This window comes from Bacillus sp. REN10 (assembly GCF_016820555.1).
GTDB lineage: Bacteria > Bacillota > Bacilli > Bacillales > Domibacillaceae > Bacillus_CE.
Genome location: NZ_JADHDW010000001.1, coordinates 357,261 through 374,218 on the forward strand (window position 1 = coordinate 357,261; position 16,958 = coordinate 374,218).

Below are 16,958 nucleotides of genomic sequence, written 5' to 3' on the forward strand. Positions count from 1 at the left end.
GGAGGTTTTGGCGATTGAATCCTTTATTATAGCGATTGTTATCGGACTTATTGTCAACATCTTTAAACGTTTTAGCGATCGTGAAAAAGATAAACGATCACCGGGACCAGTGGCTCATCTGCCTGAAACAAACAGACAGACCAAACAGAAAAAAACTGTACGGTCATCCAAGCCGCTTATAGAAGAAACGCGAACAGAAACGGTTCCGCCTTTTAAAGAACCGGAGCTGAGAATCGGTAGCGGGAGACGAGAACGTTTGGAAGTCCAGGAGGAAAAACACTCCTCTTATGAAATGGAAGAGGACGATCTATTAAAAGGGATTATTTTTTCACAAGTGATCGGCCCTCCGAAGGCGCGCCGCCGGAAATAAACTGACATGAACCTTGCTTTCTTTTCATACATTTGAAAGGAAAGGAGGGTTCTTTTTTATGGCGAAAAAGTGGGGCCAACAAATGAAAAATTGGCTGGCAAATTCAATGAATCTACCCGAAGATGTCATGATGGACCTTCCACGCATCACGATCATTGGTCAGCTGCATATTTATATTGAAAATCATAGAGGTCTGCTTGCTTTTTCAGATAAGGAAGTTCGGCTATTGCTGACGAAAGGACAATTATTAATTCAAGGCCATTCGTTTACGATCAAAACGATCTTACCAGAGGAGCTCTTGCTTGAAGGAAAAATCGTCAAGCTCGTGTATTTAGAAGGATAGGAGGGAGAAGGGTTGAACAATCAGTGGCTCGCTTTTTTTAGAGGGGTGGTCCATGTCAGAATTACAGGGCCGGGGGTTGAACGATTTCTTAATCGGCTGATTCGTTCCCGTATCCCTCTTTGGCAAGTGCGGCGGCAAGAAAAAGAGGCGATTACATTTTCGCTTTCTCTTCACCATGTTCAAGATTTACGAAAATGCGCTCGTGATTTTGAAGGAAAAGTCTTTTTTTTAAAAGGGGAAGGATTGCCTTTTCTGCTTAAGAGAATGCTTAAAAGCTCTGGATTTATCATTGGAATGGTCGCGTTTTTCGTGCTGGTGTTGCTGTTATCTAATGTGGTTTGGCGAATTGATATTAATGGAGCCAGTCCGGAAATGGAGCATAAAATTCGTCAAGAATTAGGTCGAATCGGCATTCAGAAAGGACGATTAATTTTTTCATTAGATGATCCGGAGACGGTGCAAAAAAAATTACTTCATGACGTAGATGGATTAACATGGATTGGAGTAGAATTAAAAGGAAGTACTTATCATTTCCGGGTCGTTGAGAAAAATGCACCGAAAGAAAAACAAGCAAAAGGACCGCAGCATCTCATAGCTAACAAAGATGCCGTCATTGTCAATATGTTCGTTGAGAAAGGACAGGCTATCGTAAAGAGAAATCAATTTGTTCGGAAAGGACAGCGGTTGGTTTCTGGATATATAGGAGATGAAAAGAAGTTTCGGGTTGTATCAGCAGATGGCAAAGTATATGGAGAAACGTGGTACAAAACGGCTGTGGAGCTACCGTTAACCACTAGCTTTCATGCATTGACAGGTTCGAATGTGAGAAAGCATTATATAAAGGTGGATCGTTTCAACCTGAAGGTATGGGGGTTTAAAGAGCCGGCTTTTCAGAACATGCAGGTAGAGGATAAAGAGTATCCGATCTCCTTTTTAGGGATGAAATTACCCGTTCATTATATTGAAAAAAGCTATTATGAAAGCAATCTGATCCAGCGCTCATATACAGAACAGACAGGAAAAGTACAAGCTCTTCAAGCGGCAAGAGAAGATTTACAAGGTCAATTATCTGAAAAAGCAAAAATTACTGGGGAAAAGATTTTACACAATGAGATTAAGAATGGTAAAGTTAAGTTAATTGTTCACTTCCAAGTACTAGAAGATATAGCAGTAGGTCAATCAATTACTCAAGGAGATATAGAGAATGCCAGAAGAAAAAAACATAATGAACCTTCAGCTCGATAACCCAAATGAAGCTCAAGCTTTATTGGGAGTATCAGATAAAAACGTAAGTATATTAGAAGAAGAATTCGATGTTTCGATCATTACCCGCGGAGAAATGATCCATATTGCCGGAATGGAAGAGGCGACAGCGTTAGTGAAAGAAATTATTTATCGCTTGTTGCTAATTATTCGGAAAGGGATTCAAATCAGTGAGCGGGACGTGATTAACGCGGTGCAAATGGCGAAGCGCGGAACGATTGAATATCTCGAGGAGCTATATGAGCAGGAAATTACGAAAAATGCCCAAGGTAAATCGATTCGTATTAAAACGCTCGGACAGCAGCAGTATGTCAGTGCGATTCGCCATAAAGATTTAGTGTTTGGTATCGGTCCTGCTGGTACAGGAAAGACATATTTAGCGGTCGTAATGGCTGTTCATGCCCTTAAAAAAGGACAGGTGAAGCGAATTATTTTAACTCGCCCAGCAGTGGAAGCGGGAGAGAGTTTAGGCTTTCTTCCCGGCGATTTAAAAGAAAAAGTAGATCCGTACTTACGCCCGCTGTATGATGCTTTAAATGATGTATTAGGAACAGAACATACTCAGCGGCTCATTGAAAGAGGAACGATTGAAATAGCTCCGCTTGCTTACATGAGGGGACGAACACTTGATGATGCGTTTGTTATTTTAGATGAGGCGCAAAATACGACAAAAGCACAAATGAAAATGTTTTTAACCCGCCTTGGCTTCGGCTCGAAAATGGTCATTACCGGCGACCGCACACAAATCGATTTGCCGAAAGGGGCCCAATCAGGGCTGGTCTCTGCGGAATATATACTGAAAGATGTGACGTCTGTTGCCTTTGTTTATTTAGAGCAAAGCGATGTAGTTCGTCATCCGCTTGTGGCTAAAATTATTCAAGCATATGAAGAAGCGGAAGAATAAAAAGGCGGCTGCTGAGCCGCCTTTTTCGTTCGATTTGGACTCATGCATTCAACAGGGCGATACATGAATTTTTTGGAGAAATCTGTTATTGTTTTACATGTACCGCAAAGGTGAAACTACCGTGTTAACAGGAGGATGTAATGAATATACAATCTATGATTGACCGGATTCGCACATATGTGAGTGATCGGGTGCTTACCTTGATTGTGTTTATATTAGTAGCTATATTAATGTTTGTGCTGCTTTATACTCATGTGAAACCGGAAACGTATGAAATTGAGCTTTTCTCCGTTTCAGATCGAACCATTCGATCGCAAGTAACAATAGTAGATGAGCAGAGTACAGAAAAAGAGAAAAAAAGAGCAGCTGCTGAAGTGGAAGAGGCCTATATTTATAAAAGTGATATCGTCAACAATCGCTTGCTGTTAGTGAATTCGTTATTTGATTTTGTTCTTGAGGCGAAAACGAAATATCCTGATGATCAAGATGAGCAGTTAGCATGGCTGAAGAAGAGCTTCACAAATGAAGCGGAAGGAGCAACAAGAGTCATTAGTGATCGGGAATTATCTTCTTTGCTCGAGTCCAAGCCGAAAGAATTGGCTTTATTAAAGACGAAGACAGAGGATCTTGTGAAAACGTCTTTAGAAAAGAGAATCCGCACAGAAGATACAGCGACAGCAAAATCGGAGGTTGAACAGCGTGTCCGAACGTCTTCCATCCCCAATGAATATCAAGATGCAGTGGCTTCGATCGCGCGTTACGCCATCGCCCCGACAGTGGTGTATGATAAGGAGTTAACAGAAAAAAGAAGAACAGAGGCAATGGCAAGTGTAGAGCCTGTCCGCATTTTGCAAGGACAGGTGATTGTGCAGGAAGGGCATTTAATTGATCGGGAGACATACCGCCAGTTAGAAATGCTAGGCTTGTTGAAAAATGATCCATCTTATAAACCGGTGATTGGCTTGCTGATTTTTATTGCAGTTGTGTTATTTTTGCTTTACTATTATTTTCGCTATTCTCTTATGGAGGAACAGAAAAAAACATCAGTGTTGTTGCTTTCAAGCGCTGTCTTTCTTTTTGCTTTATTTATTATGAAGCTTGCGGATATATTAAACTATAGTGAGTTATATGAGCTGACGTACGCTTATCCGGCTGCACTGGCGGCGATGTTGTTAACGGTCCTTGTGAATGAGCGAATAGCTATTGTTGTAACGATCGCTTTATCTGCTTGCGGCACGCTGATTTTTAACGAACATTTAAATGGAACACTAAATGTTGAAATGGGCTTATACATTTTATTTAGTGGCTTGGCTGGTATATTATTTTTAATGGGCAGCAAAAATATTAATTTGTTGCGGGCAGGGATGCTGGTTTCTTTAGTGAATGTGTTTGTGATTTTGTTTTTGAAATTGCTTGTGACTGGCCAGTACACAGAAAAAGAGTTTTTGTATTTTACTTTATTCTCCTTTCTTTCTGGTTTGTTATCTGCTGTTTTGGCAATGGGGATGCTGCCGTTTATTGAAGCAGCATTTGGGATGTTATCTAAGATGAAATTGATTGAGTTATCTAATCCGAATCACCCACTGTTAAAAAAGTTATTAACCGAAACGCCAGGTACGTACCATCATAGCGTCATGGTGGCCAATTTATCAGAAGCCGCTTGTGAAGCAATTGGAGCAAATGGATTATTAGCGCGAGTAGGGTGTTATTATCACGATATTGGGAAAACAAGCCATCCGCAACTTTTTATTGAAAATCAAGGCAGTTTAGGCAATCCTCATGATCGGCTTTCTCCTGAAGTGAGCAAGAATATTATTATTTCCCATGTGACGGATGGAGTAAAGATGTTAAAAGAGCATAAATTTCCCCGAGAAATTATTGATATAGCCGAGCAGCATCATGGAACAACGCTTGTGAAGTATTTTTATTTTCAAGCAAAGGAAAAGAATCCCGACATAGTCGAACATGATTTTCGTTATGCAGGCCCAAAACCTCAGACGAAAGAAGCGGCTGTTATTAGTATTGCGGATAGTGTTGAGGCGGCTGTTCGATCAATGGATCATCCGACGACGGAGCAAATTGAAACACTCGTCGATCAAATCGTGGCGGATCGATTGTGCGATGGTCAATTTAATGAATGTGATATTTCGTTAAAGGAAGTACAGATTGTAAAGAAAACATTATGTGAAGCGTTAAGTGGGATCTTTCATTCCCGAATTAAATATCCGGGAACAGAGGAAGTGGCCGTTGCGGAACAAAATTAACTAACTGGAGGACGTCAAATGGATTTAGTGATCGATATTATCGATGAAACAGAAGAACAGGGAGAAGAAATAAGTCAACTGATCACAGATGTCTTGAACTTCACCGCTCAGAAAGAAGGAGTAAACGCTGGAAGTGAGGTATCCATCACCCTTACTGACAACGAAAAAATTCAAGAAATTAACCGGGACTATCGGGGGAAAGATCAGCCGACAGATGTGATTTCTTTCGCTTTAGAAGAGATGGGGGAGGAAGAAGTGGCGATCACCGGAGCAGAGGATCTTCCACGTGTGCTTGGGGACATTATTATTTCTATTCCTCGAGCGAAGGAGCAGGCAGAGGAGTATGGCCATAGTGTTGAGCGGGAATTAGCTTTTCTTGTCGTTCATGGGCTGCTACATTTATTAGGTTATGATCATATGACAGAAGAAGAAGAGAAAGTCATGTTTACAAAGCAAAGAGAGATTCTTGATGAGTATGGACTTAAAAGATAAACGAACTTTTCATTGGAAACGGTTGATTGCTTCTCATCGCTTTGCATTAGAAGGTATTCGATTAGCCATGGACGAACCGAACTTTCGCTTCCATATGGCGGCAGCTGTTGTGACGATTAGCATGGGAATGTGGCTATCGCTTGCGAAAATGGAGTGGGTTGTTGTTTTATTTTTAATTTTCGGCATGTTTGTATTAGAAATCATCAATACGGCGATTGAAAAGACGGTCGATTTAGTGACGGATGAGTATCACCCCTTGGCCAAGCAAGCGAAAGATTTAGCGGCAGGAGCTGTTTTGCTATATGCTATTCTTTCTGTTATCGTAGGTTTAATCATATTTATACCTAAGTTATTGTAATTATTTTTAAAAATTTAGATTTTTCAGATTTTTATCAGATAAGGGATTACAAATGGTTGATTTTGTATTAAAATAAAAAGTGAAGGAGCATGAATATGACTATTGATCAATTAATTCAAGAAGCGAAAGCAGCAAGAGAACGTGCCTATGTTCCTTATTCTCGTTTTAAAGTAGGAGCGGCGCTTTTGACCACGGATGGAAAGGTCTTTCAAGGGTGCAATATTGAAAATGCTGCCTACAGCTTATGCAATTGTGCGGAACGGACCGCTTTGTTTAAAGCGTGGTCGGAAGGTGCGACGAAGTATGCGGCCTTAGCTGTCGTAGCAGATACGAAACGTCCTGTCCCTCCATGTGGGGCTTGTCGCCAAGTGATTTCCGAACTTTGTCCGCCCGATATGAAAGTTATTTTAACGAACCTTCAAGGAGATATAGAAGAACATACAGTTCAAGAATTATTACCAGGAGCATTTTCACCGGAGGACTTACATGAATAATCAAACGAACACGAAACACAAATCAGGCTTTATTTCCATCATCGGTCGCCCAAATGTCGGCAAATCCACATTTTTAAATCGAGTGATCGGACAAAAGATCGCGATTATGAGCGACAAGCCGCAAACAACAAGAAATAAAGTGCAAGGCGTCTATACAAAGGAAGAGGCGCAAATGATCTTTATTGATACGCCAGGAATTCATAAACCGAAGCATAAGCTTGGGGACTTTATGATGAAGGTAGCCATCAACACATTAAGAGAAGTAGACCTTGTGCTATTTATGGTGAATGCGGAGGAAGGATATGGACGGGGAGATGAATTTATTATCGACAAGTTGCAAGGCATTCAAACCCCTGTATTTCTTGTCCTCAATAAAATCGATCAAATTCATCCAGATCAGTTGTTGGAACTGATCGAACAGTATAAAGATTTATACCCGTTTAAGGAAATTGTTCCGATTTCTGCTCTTGAAGGCAATAATGTGGAGCAATTGCTGATGCAAATCGAGGGAGTTTTACCAGAAGGTCCTCAATATTATCCAGCTGATCAAGTGACCGATCATCCGGAACGATTTATTGTGTCTGAGCTTATTCGTGAAAAAGTTCTTCATTTAACAAGGGAAGAAATTCCTCATTCAATTGCTGTTGTGATTGATAAGATGGAGCGCAGGGAAGATAAAGATATTGTCAATGTCATGGCGACGATCGTCGTAGAACGAGATTCACAAAAAGGAATTGTGATTGGCAAGCGCGGAAGTTTGTTGAAAGAAGTAGGAAAACGTTCACGAATCGATATTGAAAATCTGCTTGGTTCTCAAGTGTTTTTAGAGCTATGGGTGAAGGTGCAAAAGGATTGGCGCAATAAACAATCCAATCTTCGGGATTTCGGATTTCGTGAAGATGAGTATTAATGAAAACATTAGAAATTTTTGCTCCTCATAATCAATAAGGAATCGGTGAAGCTAAAAAAGAATCCGTAAGTGAATGCCAGTTTCAATTTTTAAGAAAGGCGGGAAAAACATGTTGGATTTTAGCTGGAAAGTCTTTTCGGAGACGGGAAGTGTAGAAGCGTACCTTTTGTATAAGGAAATTCAAAATGATAACGAAGGAACCCCGTTTGAACAGGAACACCGGCTGGCGGAATTAGATTTCCCGATTACTGGGATTACGAACTGAGGAGGATGGAAGGATGGCCTTCTCATGCTTCAAAAAGTTGAAGGAATCATTATTCGGACAACAAATTATGGTGAAACGAATAAAATCGTCACGATATTTACAAGAGAGAAAGGCAAGATGGCTTTCATGGCTAGAGGGGCCAGAAAGCCAAATAGTCGCCTTTCTGCGATTACTCAGCCGTTAACACATGGACAGTTTCTTGTGCAGCAAGGCGGTGGTCTAGGGACCCTGCAACAAGGAGAAATTCTTACTTCTATGCGGCATGTTCGTGAAGATTTAATGATTACGGCCTATGCTGCTTACATGGTAGAACTATTGGATAAAAGTACGGATGACCAGCAGGTGAATCCGTACTTATATGAATTTCTAAAGCAATCGCTTTATTATTTAAATGAAGGCTATGATGCGGAAATTTTGACGAACATTTTTGAAATGAAAATGTTGCAAGTTATCGGCTTACATCCTGAACTGTCACACTGTGTTCACTGTCAAAGCCGTGAAGGGCATTTCGCCTTTTCCATTCGTGAAAATGGTTTGCTCTGTCATCGATGCTTCGATGTCGACCCTCATCGATTGCCGCTTTCTCAGCCAACCATTCGGCTGTTGCGCTTATTTTATTACATGGATCTAGAACGTTTAGGAAATATCAATGTCAAACCGGAGACAAAAAAGGAGTTGCGAGCAGCGATTTCTCTTTACTATGATGAATATTCCGGTTTGTTTTTAAAATCGCGTAAGTTTCTAGATCAGCTAGAAAAGATGGAATCGATCTTAGTGGAACGGAAGCAAGAGGATTGACAAAAGTCAAGTTTTCGATTAAATTTTATATACTTAATGAATAGCAAATAGCTGCAGTGAAGGAATAGAGTACTTGATTTCCCTCTGCTTTAAGCGAACCCGGGATGGTGCGAGCCGGGTAGAGAGCGTCAAGGAAAGGCAGTCTGGAGCAGCCAGTTGAAAAGAGGTCATGGATGGAAAGTCTGTGGCAAGTAGGGTGGAACCGCGGGTAACTCTCGTCCCTATGTACAATTTTGTGCATAGCGACGAGAGTTTTTTATTTTTTTAACATAAGGAGAAAGAGGGGCTAAACCATGAATATTCAAAACATGATTTTAACATTGCAAAAGCATTGGTCTGACCATGGCTGTATTTTAATGCAAGCCTATGATGTAGAAAAAGGGGCAGGAACGATGAGCCCATATACATTTTTACGGGCAATTGGTCCAGAACCTTGGAATGTAGCATATGTGGAGCCAAGCCGTCGTCCGGCGGATGGACGTTATGGAGAAAATCCGAATCGCTTGTATCAGCACCATCAATTTCAAGTAATTATGAAACCATCTCCAGATAATATTCAAGAAATGTATTTAGACTCTTTAAAAGCATTAGGAATCGATCCGTTAGAGCATGATATTCGCTTTGTAGAGGATAACTGGGAAAACCCTTCCCTCGGCTGTGCGGGACTGGGCTGGGAAGTGTGGCTAGACGGGATGGAAATCACGCAATTTACGTACTTCCAGCAAGTCGGTGGCTTAGAGTGTAAGCCTGTTTCAGTTGAAATTACATACGGAATTGAGCGTTTGGCTTCATACATTCAAGAAAAAGAAAATGTATTTGATCTTGAGTGGACAGACGGATTTACCGTAAGAGATATTTTCTATCAGCCAGAGTTTGAACACTCTAAATACACATTCGAAACGAGCGATGCTGATATGCTGTTTCATTTATTTACGATTTATGAAAAAGAAGCGAAGCGTCAAATGGACGAAGGACTTGTTCATCCGGCATACGATTATGTACTGAAATGCTCCCACGTTTTTAATGTGCTAGATGCAAAAGGAGCGATTTCTGTGACAGAGAGAACGGCTTATTTAGGTCGAATGCGCAGCTTAGCGAGACAAATTGCCAAAACATTTTATGAAGAACGTGAAAAATTAGGATTTCCAATTTTAAAGGGGAAAGGGGAGCCAGAACATGAATAAAAGAGAGTTATTATTAGAAATAGGTTTAGAGGAAATGCCGGCTCGCTTTGTCACTGAGTCGATGAATCAACTAGGTCAAAAAGTAGAGGCCTTTTTATCTGAACAAAATATTGCTCATGGTGACATTCAATTATTTTCCACTCCTCGCCGTTTAGCTGTGATTGTGAAAGATGTAGCTGAGGCGCAGCCTGATATGGAAGAAGAGGCGAAAGGGCCAGCGAAGAAAATTGCCCTTTCCGAAGACGGAGAATGGTCAAAAGCAGCGATCGGCTTTACTCGCGGTCAAGGGATGAGCGTCGAGGATATTTATTTTAAAGAAATTAAAGGGGTCGAATATGCCCATGTCAATAAATTCGTGAAAGGAAAACCAGCAAAAGAATTACTGCCTGAACTTCGCGAAGTGATTACGAGCCTGCACTTTGGCAAAAACATGAGATGGGCTGATAATGATTTGCGTTATATTCGTCCGATTAAGTGGATGATTGCGTTATTCGGACAAGAGGTAATTCCGTTTAGCATTACGAATGTATCGACAAGCAATCATACAATGGGGCATCGTTTCCTCGGAGAACAAGTGGAGATCACCGATGCTAATGCTTACGTTCAACGCTTAGAAGAGCAATACGTCATCGCCGATCCAGAAAAAAGAAAGTCCATGATTCGTGAGCAATTAATAGCGATTGAGAAAGACCAATCATGGGTTATTCCAGTCGATGAAGCGCTACTTGAAGAAGTGAATAACTTAGTCGAATTTCCAACCGCCCTTTATGGCTCATTTAACGAAGAGTTTCTTGAGTTGCCAGAAGAAGTGCTGATTACTTCGATGAAAGAGCATCAACGTTATTTTCCGGTGAAAAGTCCAGAAGGTACTCTTCTTCCATACTTTGTTACGGTGCGCAACGGAAACAGTAGCGCTTTAGAGAAAGTGGCTCACGGAAATGAAAAAGTGCTTCGTGCCCGTCTAGCCGATGCCGACTTCTTCTATAAAGAAGATCAAAAAACAGCGATCGATACGTTTTTAAATAAGCTAGAAGCGATTGTTTATCATGAAAAAATCGGTACGCTAGCTGAAAAGGTCGCACGTATTCGCAAAATCGCTGCCAGCTTAGCCGAGTTAACAGGAGCAGAAAGTGACACAAAGAACAAAGCGGACCGTGCTGCGCAAATCTGTAAATTCGACCTAGTGACGCAAATGGTGTATGAATTCCCGGAACTGCAAGGGATTATGGGAGAAAAATATGCGCTCCAAAAAGGCGAAGACGAAGAGGTCGCTCGAGCGATTAATGAACATTACCAGCCGCGCCATGCTGAAGATGATACACCTGCTACTTTCACAGGTGCATTAGTAAGCTTGGCAGATAAGTTGGATACAATCGTTTCTTGCTTTGCTGTCGATATCATTCCGACCGGTTCTCAAGATCCTTACGCATTAAGAAGACAGGCGGCGGGTATCGTTCATATTTTAGCCGATAAGAAATGGAATGTTTCGTTAGAGGAAGTCATCGAAGCCGCTGTAGCGATTGTCAAAGAAGATCAGATTGGCGACAAAGAAGCGCATGCTGTGTTAGAAGAATTAATGGCCTTCTTTAAACTGCGAATGAAGCATAATCTGCAAGAACAAGAGGTGCGTTACGATATGATCGACGCGGTTCTTGAAGGTCGTATCGGCGTGGTGCCAGTCTTATTTGAAAAAGCCGCTGTTTTAATGGCTCATAAAGAAGCCGCGAACTTTAAAGAAGCGGTGGAAGCTCTTAGCCGCGTGTTAAATATCGCGAAAAAAGCAGAAGGTACAGGAGAAGTAGATCCAAGCTTGTTTGCTAATGATGAAGAACAAGCATTGTATGAGGCAACTGTTCGTGTTCAAGAGGCATGGAAAACAGCGGAATCAGTAGAAGAAAAGTATCAGCTGCTTACTAATCTTCAACCGCTGATTGAAAATTATTTTGAGCATACAATGGTTATGGCGCAAGAGGAGAATATAAAGGCAAACCGATTATATCAAATGCAAACGTTGGCTAGTTTGATTACTGATTTTGCTGATTTTAATGCCGTTTTAGTTAAATGAATAACTATATGATTGATGATGTATTTGCTCTCTTGATGATCGATGATTCAGTAACATACCACATGAATGCCGACTAAAAGAGCTGTCTGGAACAAAACAAGAACAAACGATGCTGTTCATTTTTGTTAAATAGTATATAATATTTCTTATATGGTATAACACTTTTAGTTCATTCAAGCATCCTTGTCTAGCTGTTGAAACGATATTCTCTGCATGGTCGTTTCTGACAATTAGACAAGTGATGCCTTTAATGCGTGTTAGGTGGTGAGGACATTGGAACTAAATAAGCGACAAGATCAAATATTGCAAATCGTGAAAGAAAATGGCCCCATTACTGGTGAGAATATTGCTGAACGCTTAAATTTAACGAGAGCGACTTTGAGACCTGACTTAGCGATATTAACGATGGCAGGCTTTTTAGACGCAAGACCAAGAGTTGGCTATTTTTATACAGGCAAAACGGGTACCCAGCTGCTTACGGAAAATTTAATGAAAATTTATGTGCGGGATTACCAAGCGATTCCGGTTGTAGTCAGAGAAAATGTATCGGTGTATGACGCGGTTGTCATGATGTTTTTAGAAGACGTTGGAACGCTGTTTGTGGTGGATGAGCACTCTTGTCTGGCAGGTGTGCTATCAAGAAAAGATTTGCTGCGGGCGAGTATTGGCAAACAGGATTTAAGTGCGATGCCGGTAAATATTATTATGACGAGAATGCCTAATATTACCGTTTGTGAAAAGGACGATCTACTGCTTGAAGTAGCAAAAAACTTAATCGATAAACAAATAGATTCCGTTCCTGTTGTTAAAAAGACGGACCTAGGTTATGAAGTAGTCGGACGAATCACAAAAACAAACATTGTCAAGGCCTTCGTATCACTCGCTGATGACGATTGAGTGCGGAAGTAAAAGGAGGTTGCTCATTGTTGGTAAACGACCCAATTATTTATATTGTTTCTGATTCTGTAGGAGAAACGGCTGAACTAGTAACAAAAGCAGCAGTGAGCCAATTTAATGGTTCCCATGCGGTGATTAAACGTTTCCCTTATGTAGAAGACTTTTTTCATATTAATGAAGTCATTGATCTCGCTAAAAATGAGCAAGGGATCATTGTATACACGTTAGTGAAGCCAGACATGAGAAAATATATGCATCAACGAGCGCTTGAAGAAAATATTGTCATTTTTGATTTGATTGGTCCGCTAATGGATCAATTACAATCGATGTATGGTCGAGAGCCACTTCTTGAGCCGGGGCTTGTTCGCAAGCTAGATGAAGAATATTTCAAAAAAGTAGAAGCGATTGAATTTGCTGTTAAATATGATGATGGAAGAGATCCTAGAGGGTTACTGAAAGCGGATGTTGTACTAATTGGTGTTTCAAGAACATCGAAAACCCCTTTATCCCAATATCTTGCACATAAGCGGTTAAAAGTAGCGAATGTGCCGCTTGTGCCTGAAGTGGATCCGCCGGAAGAATTGTTTTCGATCCCTCCGGAAAAATGTTACGGTTTAAAGATAAGTCCAGAAAAGCTGAATCAGATTCGTCGCGAACGATTGCTGTCCCTTGGGTTAAATGATAGTGCTAGCTACGCGGATGTAGAGCGAATCAAAACAGAAATGGCCTATTTTGAAAAGATCACTAGCAAAATTGGCTGTGAAACCATTGATGTCACCAACAAAGCGGTAGAAGAAACAGCGAATATTATTATGAGTAAATTGAGAAATAGAACATAGAGGGTGCCCTACAAGCATAGCTTCTTTTGCGCCATTTATAGTGTAACTATACTATATTGTGTCGTTGAAACAGAAGTTGCATGAGAAAGGGGGCAGCCTCTTTCACTTTCTTTGGAAAGTTGTAAAAAAATATAGTCTTTTTAGAGGAAATATACTATAATAAAAAATTGTGATAAAAATGTATTTAAAACAGGTTTAGAGGTCTGAATAAAGGAATAAACTATTTATGTGCTTTAGCCATCCTCCATAAAAAGCTTCGAGAGGGAAGGATCGTAAATTTTTTAGGTTATTTCGTATATAAGAAGGATTCTAAACAAGCTTGTAGAATAATAAAGCATAGGAAAGAAAGAAAAAAATGAAAGTATTTGTCGATAATCATTTCATATGGTGAAACAAGTCTTGTTTATCGATCAATTGTATAGCTGGTGATGTTTAAGTGGCAAGGAAGATTCCTGAAGAAACGATTCAACAGATTAAGCAATCGCTTGATATTACTGAAGTCATAGGCGATTACGTTCAGTTGAAGAAGCAAGGCCGAAATTACTTTGGACTGTGTCCTTTTCACGGAGAAAACTCTCCTTCGTTTTCCGTATCACCAGATAAACAGATTTATCATTGTTTTGGGTGCGGAGCCGGAGGGAATGTTTTTACTTTTATCACGGAAATTGAGAACATTTCTTTTCAAGAGGCTGTCAGTAAGCTTGCTGATCGCGCTGGTGTAGCAGTGGACATTCAACTTCCTGGTGACCATCCTGAGCGGCCTGCTTCAAAAGAAGAGGATCGAATGCTTGAAGCCCATGAGCTCCTAACAAAATTCTACCACCATTTGCTGGTAAATACAAAGGAAGGGCAAGAAGCATTACAATATTTGCAAGAACGAGGTTTTACCGAGCAGGAAGTAGAAGCCTTTCAAATAGGTTGGTCGCTTCCGCAATGGGACTTCACGACCGCTTTTTTGCAAAAAAGAGGCTTTTCACTTGAAGAGTTGGAAAGAGCAGGACTGATTATTCAGAAGGACGATGGTTCTTACTTTGATCGTTTTCGAGGAAGGATTATGTTTCCGCTTCATGATGAACGGGGAAAAGTTGTTGCTTTTTCGGGACGCGCTTTATATGAGGAGAAACCAAAGTATTTGAACAGTCCAGAAACACCTATTTTCAACAAAAGTCGCCTATTATATAATTTTCATCGAGCAAGGCCAGTCATTCGCAAACAGCATAGTGCGATCCTATTCGAAGGATTTGCTGACGTCATTGCAGCAGCATCCGCAGGGGTAGAAGCCGGCATTGCAACAATGGGCACGTCATTAACAGATGCTCATATCCAACAAATTAAACGGATGACTGATCAAGTGATCGTTTGTTATGATGGTGATTCAGCTGGTATTCAAGCGGCCTATCGTGCCTCTGAAATGCTCAGCGAAAGCGGCTGCCATGTGAAAGTGGCGATGATTCCTGACAAGATGGATCCTGATGACTATATTAAGAAGCATGGGGCTGAGAAGTTTCATGATAATATAATAGGGACTGCCTTGACATTAATGGCTTTTAAAATGGAATATTTCAAGCAAGGAAAAAACCTTCAAGATGAAGGACAAAAGCTTGCTTACATCGAAGAAGTGCTAAAGGAAATTGCTAAGTTGCAAAAGGCTGTGGAGCGTGATTATTATTTACGCCAAATAGCCGATCAGTTTTCTCTTTCTCTGGATGCCTTAAAGCAACAAGAGAAGCAGGTGTTTTTCAAAGAGAGGAAAAAGCAGCCAACCAATCAGCAAGCATTGATTGCGCCTGTGGCCCCTCAGATGAACAAAAAGCTTTATCCAGCCTATCAAACGGCTGAACGAAGGCTGATTGCTCATATGTTGAAAGATGCGGATACTGCCTATAAAGTGAAGGAACTAATGGGCGGTGAAGCTTTTAACATGGATGAACATCAAGCTATTTTCACGTATTTACTTGGTTTTTATGAAGAGGGTCATGAACCAGATTCAAGCATCTTTATTAACTTTCTTCCTGATGCCAACTTGCGCCGACTCGTTTCAGATATTGAAATGATGATGGTCAGTGAGTATGTAAATGACGAGGAAGTGCATGATTATATAAAAGAAGTATTTAAGTATCGCAAAAAGTTAGTCATCAAGGCAAAGAAACAACAGCAAATAGCAGCGGAAAAAGCAAAGGACTATCAAACAGCCGCTCAACTTGCGATGGAAATAGTAAAGCTTAAAAAAGAGTTAAAAGTGTAATGCCGTATGAGGTAAGGATGTTGGAAGGAGGGGGACAAATGGCTGAAAAGTCAACACGTTCCAAAGAAACTGAAGTCACTTTAGAAAGAGCAAAAGAGCAAATTATAGAAATAGGGAAAAAGCGCGGGAAGCTATCCTATGACTATGTAGCGGATAAATTGTCACCATTTGAAGTAGAATCTGATCAAATGGATGAATTTTATGAGCACCTTGGAGAGCAAGGAATCGATATCACTAACGATGAGGATGAAGAGGAAGATCCAAACCTTCATGAACTTGAAAAAGAGAGTGAAGAGTTTGATTTAAATGATTTAAGTGTTCCTCCTGGTGTGAAGATCAATGATCCGGTGCGCATGTATTTAAAAGAAATTGGTCGTGTCGACCTTCTTTCAGCAGATGAAGAGATTGAACTGGCTACTCGCATTGAAGAAGGAGACGAAGAGGCGAAGCGCCGCCTTGCTGAAGCTAATTTGCGACTAGTTGTTAGTATTGCTAAGCGTTACGTTGGACGTGGCATGCTCTTCCTTGACTTAATTCAAGAAGGAAACATGGGTCTCATTAAAGCAGTGGAGAAATTTGATTACCGTAAAGGTTTTAAGTTCAGTACGTATGCAACATGGTGGATTCGTCAAGCCATTACTCGCGCGATTGCTGACCAAGCGAGAACCATTCGGATTCCTGTTCATATGGTGGAAACGATCAATAAACTCATTCGTGTCCAAAGACAATTGCTTCAAGATTTAGGTCGCGAACCATCTCCAGAAGAAATTGCGGAAGAAATGGATTTAACCCCTGAAAAAGTAAGAGAGATTTTAAAAATAGCACAAGAGCCGGTTTCCCTTGAAACGCCAATTGGTGAAGAAGATGATTCTCACTTAGGAGACTTTATTGAAGACCAAGAGGCGACTTCACCATCTGAGCATGCTGCTTATGAATTATTGAAAGAGCAACTAGAAGATGTGTTAGACACATTGACGGATCGTGAAGAAAACGTACTTCGCCTTCGCTTCGGTCTAGATGATGGACGCACACGCACATTGGAAGAAGTTGGAAAGGTGTTTGGTGTTACTCGTGAACGTATTCGCCAAATTGAAGCGAAAGCACTCCGTAAGCTCCGTCATCCAAGCAGAAGTAAACGTCTGAAAGATTTTCTTGAATAATCGGTAAAAAAGCTAATCTATAAGTGCCTCATCTCTCCGAGTAGCTAGTATTTGCAAATGATAAATACTAAGGAGAGGTCGGGCACTTTATTTTTTTGAATCATAGG

At 40.7% G+C, this 16,958-nt stretch carries 17 protein-coding genes; all 17 read left to right on the top strand.

All coding sequences use genetic code 11. The annotated features are described in order from the left end of the window. Positions 1–7 precede the first annotated feature (7 nt). The 17 genes from IRB43_RS01770 to rpoD all read left to right on the top strand — a co-directional run bounded on the left by IRB43_RS01770 (position 8) and on the right by rpoD (position 16,851). Complete coding sequence (locus IRB43_RS01770; protein WP_203361708.1) at positions 8–370, top strand: hypothetical protein; 363 nt, start codon at positions 8–10, stop codon at positions 368–370. Positions 371–428: 58 nt separating this feature from the next. Next, on the top strand, positions 429–713 hold the full coding sequence (yqfC, locus tag IRB43_RS01775; RefSeq protein ID WP_203361709.1) for a sporulation protein YqfC: 285 nt from the start codon (positions 429–431) through the stop codon (positions 711–713). 12 nt (positions 714–725) lie between these two features. Then, positions 726–1,958 (top strand): sporulation protein YqfD, encoded by a 1,233-nt coding sequence (yqfD, locus tag IRB43_RS01780; RefSeq protein ID WP_203361710.1) that lies wholly within the window; start codon positions 726–728, stop codon positions 1,956–1,958. After that, positions 1,918–2,880, top strand: coding sequence for a PhoH family protein (locus tag IRB43_RS01785; RefSeq protein ID WP_203361711.1), 963 nt, complete (start codon positions 1,918–1,920; stop codon positions 2,878–2,880). The genes yqfD and IRB43_RS01785 overlap by 41 nt, the downstream gene beginning before the upstream one ends. Positions 2,881–3,020: 140 nt before the next feature. After that, positions 3,021–5,144: an HD family phosphohydrolase gene (locus tag IRB43_RS01790; RefSeq protein WP_203361712.1), complete on the top strand. Its 2,124-nt coding sequence runs from the start codon at positions 3,021–3,023 to the stop codon at positions 5,142–5,144. Between the two features lie 18 nt (positions 5,145–5,162). Further along, a complete protein-coding gene (gene ybeY / locus IRB43_RS01795) occupies positions 5,163–5,636 on the top strand; it encodes an rRNA maturation RNase YbeY (protein ID WP_203361713.1) in 474 nt (157 codons plus the stop codon). After that, positions 5,614–5,994, top strand: a complete 381-nt coding sequence (locus IRB43_RS01800; protein WP_203361714.1) for a diacylglycerol kinase family protein — start codon at positions 5,614–5,616, stop codon at positions 5,992–5,994. Before ybeY ends, IRB43_RS01800 begins: the two co-directional genes overlap by 23 nt. A 95-nt stretch (positions 5,995–6,089) precedes the next feature. Continuing rightward, on the top strand, positions 6,090–6,488 hold the full coding sequence (locus IRB43_RS01805) for a cytidine deaminase (protein ID WP_203361715.1): 399 nt from the start codon (positions 6,090–6,092) through the stop codon (positions 6,486–6,488). Beyond that, positions 6,481–7,398, top strand: a complete 918-nt coding sequence (era, locus tag IRB43_RS01810) for a GTPase Era (protein WP_203361716.1) — start codon at positions 6,481–6,483, stop codon at positions 7,396–7,398. Before IRB43_RS01805 ends, era begins: the two co-directional genes overlap by 8 nt. Before the next feature lie 109 nt (positions 7,399–7,507). Beyond that, entirely contained in the window at positions 7,508–7,663 is a 156-nt protein-coding gene (locus tag IRB43_RS01815) for a YqzL family protein (RefSeq protein ID WP_203361717.1), read from the top strand. Between the two features lie 24 nt (positions 7,664–7,687). After that, positions 7,688–8,461, top strand: coding sequence for a DNA repair protein RecO (gene recO, locus IRB43_RS01820; RefSeq protein ID WP_203361718.1), 774 nt, complete (start codon positions 7,688–7,690; stop codon positions 8,459–8,461). A 293-nt stretch (positions 8,462–8,754) separates the two neighbouring features. Continuing rightward, entirely contained in the window at positions 8,755–9,645 is an 891-nt protein-coding gene (glyQ, locus tag IRB43_RS01825; protein WP_203361719.1) for a glycine--tRNA ligase subunit alpha, read from the top strand. Then, entirely contained in the window at positions 9,638–11,710 is a 2,073-nt protein-coding gene (glyS, locus tag IRB43_RS01830) for a glycine--tRNA ligase subunit beta (protein ID WP_203361720.1), read from the top strand. The genes glyQ and glyS overlap by 8 nt, the downstream gene beginning before the upstream one ends. Positions 11,711–11,974: 264 nt before the next feature. Beyond that, positions 11,975–12,607, top strand: a complete 633-nt coding sequence (ccpN, locus tag IRB43_RS01835) for a transcriptional regulator CcpN (RefSeq protein WP_203361721.1) — start codon at positions 11,975–11,977, stop codon at positions 12,605–12,607. A gap of 29 nt (positions 12,608–12,636) precedes the next feature. Beyond that, positions 12,637–13,446 (top strand): pyruvate, water dikinase regulatory protein, encoded by an 810-nt coding sequence (locus tag IRB43_RS01840; protein WP_203361984.1) that lies wholly within the window; start codon positions 12,637–12,639, stop codon positions 13,444–13,446. Positions 13,447–13,882: 436 nt separating this feature from the next. Next, positions 13,883–15,691, top strand: a complete 1,809-nt coding sequence (gene dnaG / locus IRB43_RS01845; protein ID WP_203361722.1) for a DNA primase — start codon at positions 13,883–13,885, stop codon at positions 15,689–15,691. A 38-nt stretch (positions 15,692–15,729) separates the two neighbouring features. Beyond that, positions 15,730–16,851, top strand: a complete 1,122-nt coding sequence (gene rpoD, locus IRB43_RS01850) for an RNA polymerase sigma factor RpoD (RefSeq protein WP_203361723.1) — start codon at positions 15,730–15,732, stop codon at positions 16,849–16,851. Positions 16,852–16,958 lie beyond the last annotated feature (107 nt).

Bases quoted from the DNA above. Each gene is read 5' to 3' on its own strand.
- ybeY (WP_203361713.1), top strand. From the start codon at position 5,163: ATGGATTTAGTGATCGATATTATCGATGAAACAGAAGAACAGGGAGAA.
- glyS (WP_203361720.1), top strand. From the start codon at position 9,638: ATGAATAAAAGAGAGTTATTATTAGAAATAGGTTTAGAGGAAATGCCG.
- recO (WP_203361718.1), top strand. From the start codon at position 7,688: ATGCTTCAAAAAGTTGAAGGAATCATTATTCGGACAACAAATTATGGT.
- IRB43_RS01785 (WP_203361711.1), top strand. From the start codon at position 1,918: ATGCCAGAAGAAAAAAACATAATGAACCTTCAGCTCGATAACCCAAAT.
- IRB43_RS01800 (WP_203361714.1), top strand. From the start codon at position 5,614: ATGAGTATGGACTTAAAAGATAAACGAACTTTTCATTGGAAACGGTTG.
- IRB43_RS01790 (WP_203361712.1), top strand. From the start codon at position 3,021: ATGAATATACAATCTATGATTGACCGGATTCGCACATATGTGAGTGAT.
- era (WP_203361716.1), top strand. From the start codon at position 6,481: ATGAATAATCAAACGAACACGAAACACAAATCAGGCTTTATTTCCATC.
- IRB43_RS01805 (WP_203361715.1), top strand. From the start codon at position 6,090: ATGACTATTGATCAATTAATTCAAGAAGCGAAAGCAGCAAGAGAACGT.
- glyQ (WP_203361719.1), top strand. From the start codon at position 8,755: ATGAATATTCAAAACATGATTTTAACATTGCAAAAGCATTGGTCTGAC.
- rpoD (WP_203361723.1), top strand. From the start codon at position 15,730: ATGGCTGAAAAGTCAACACGTTCCAAAGAAACTGAAGTCACTTTAGAA.
- yqfC (WP_203361709.1), top strand. From the start codon at position 429: ATGGCGAAAAAGTGGGGCCAACAAATGAAAAATTGGCTGGCAAATTCA.
- IRB43_RS01815 (WP_203361717.1), top strand. From the start codon at position 7,508: ATGTTGGATTTTAGCTGGAAAGTCTTTTCGGAGACGGGAAGTGTAGAA.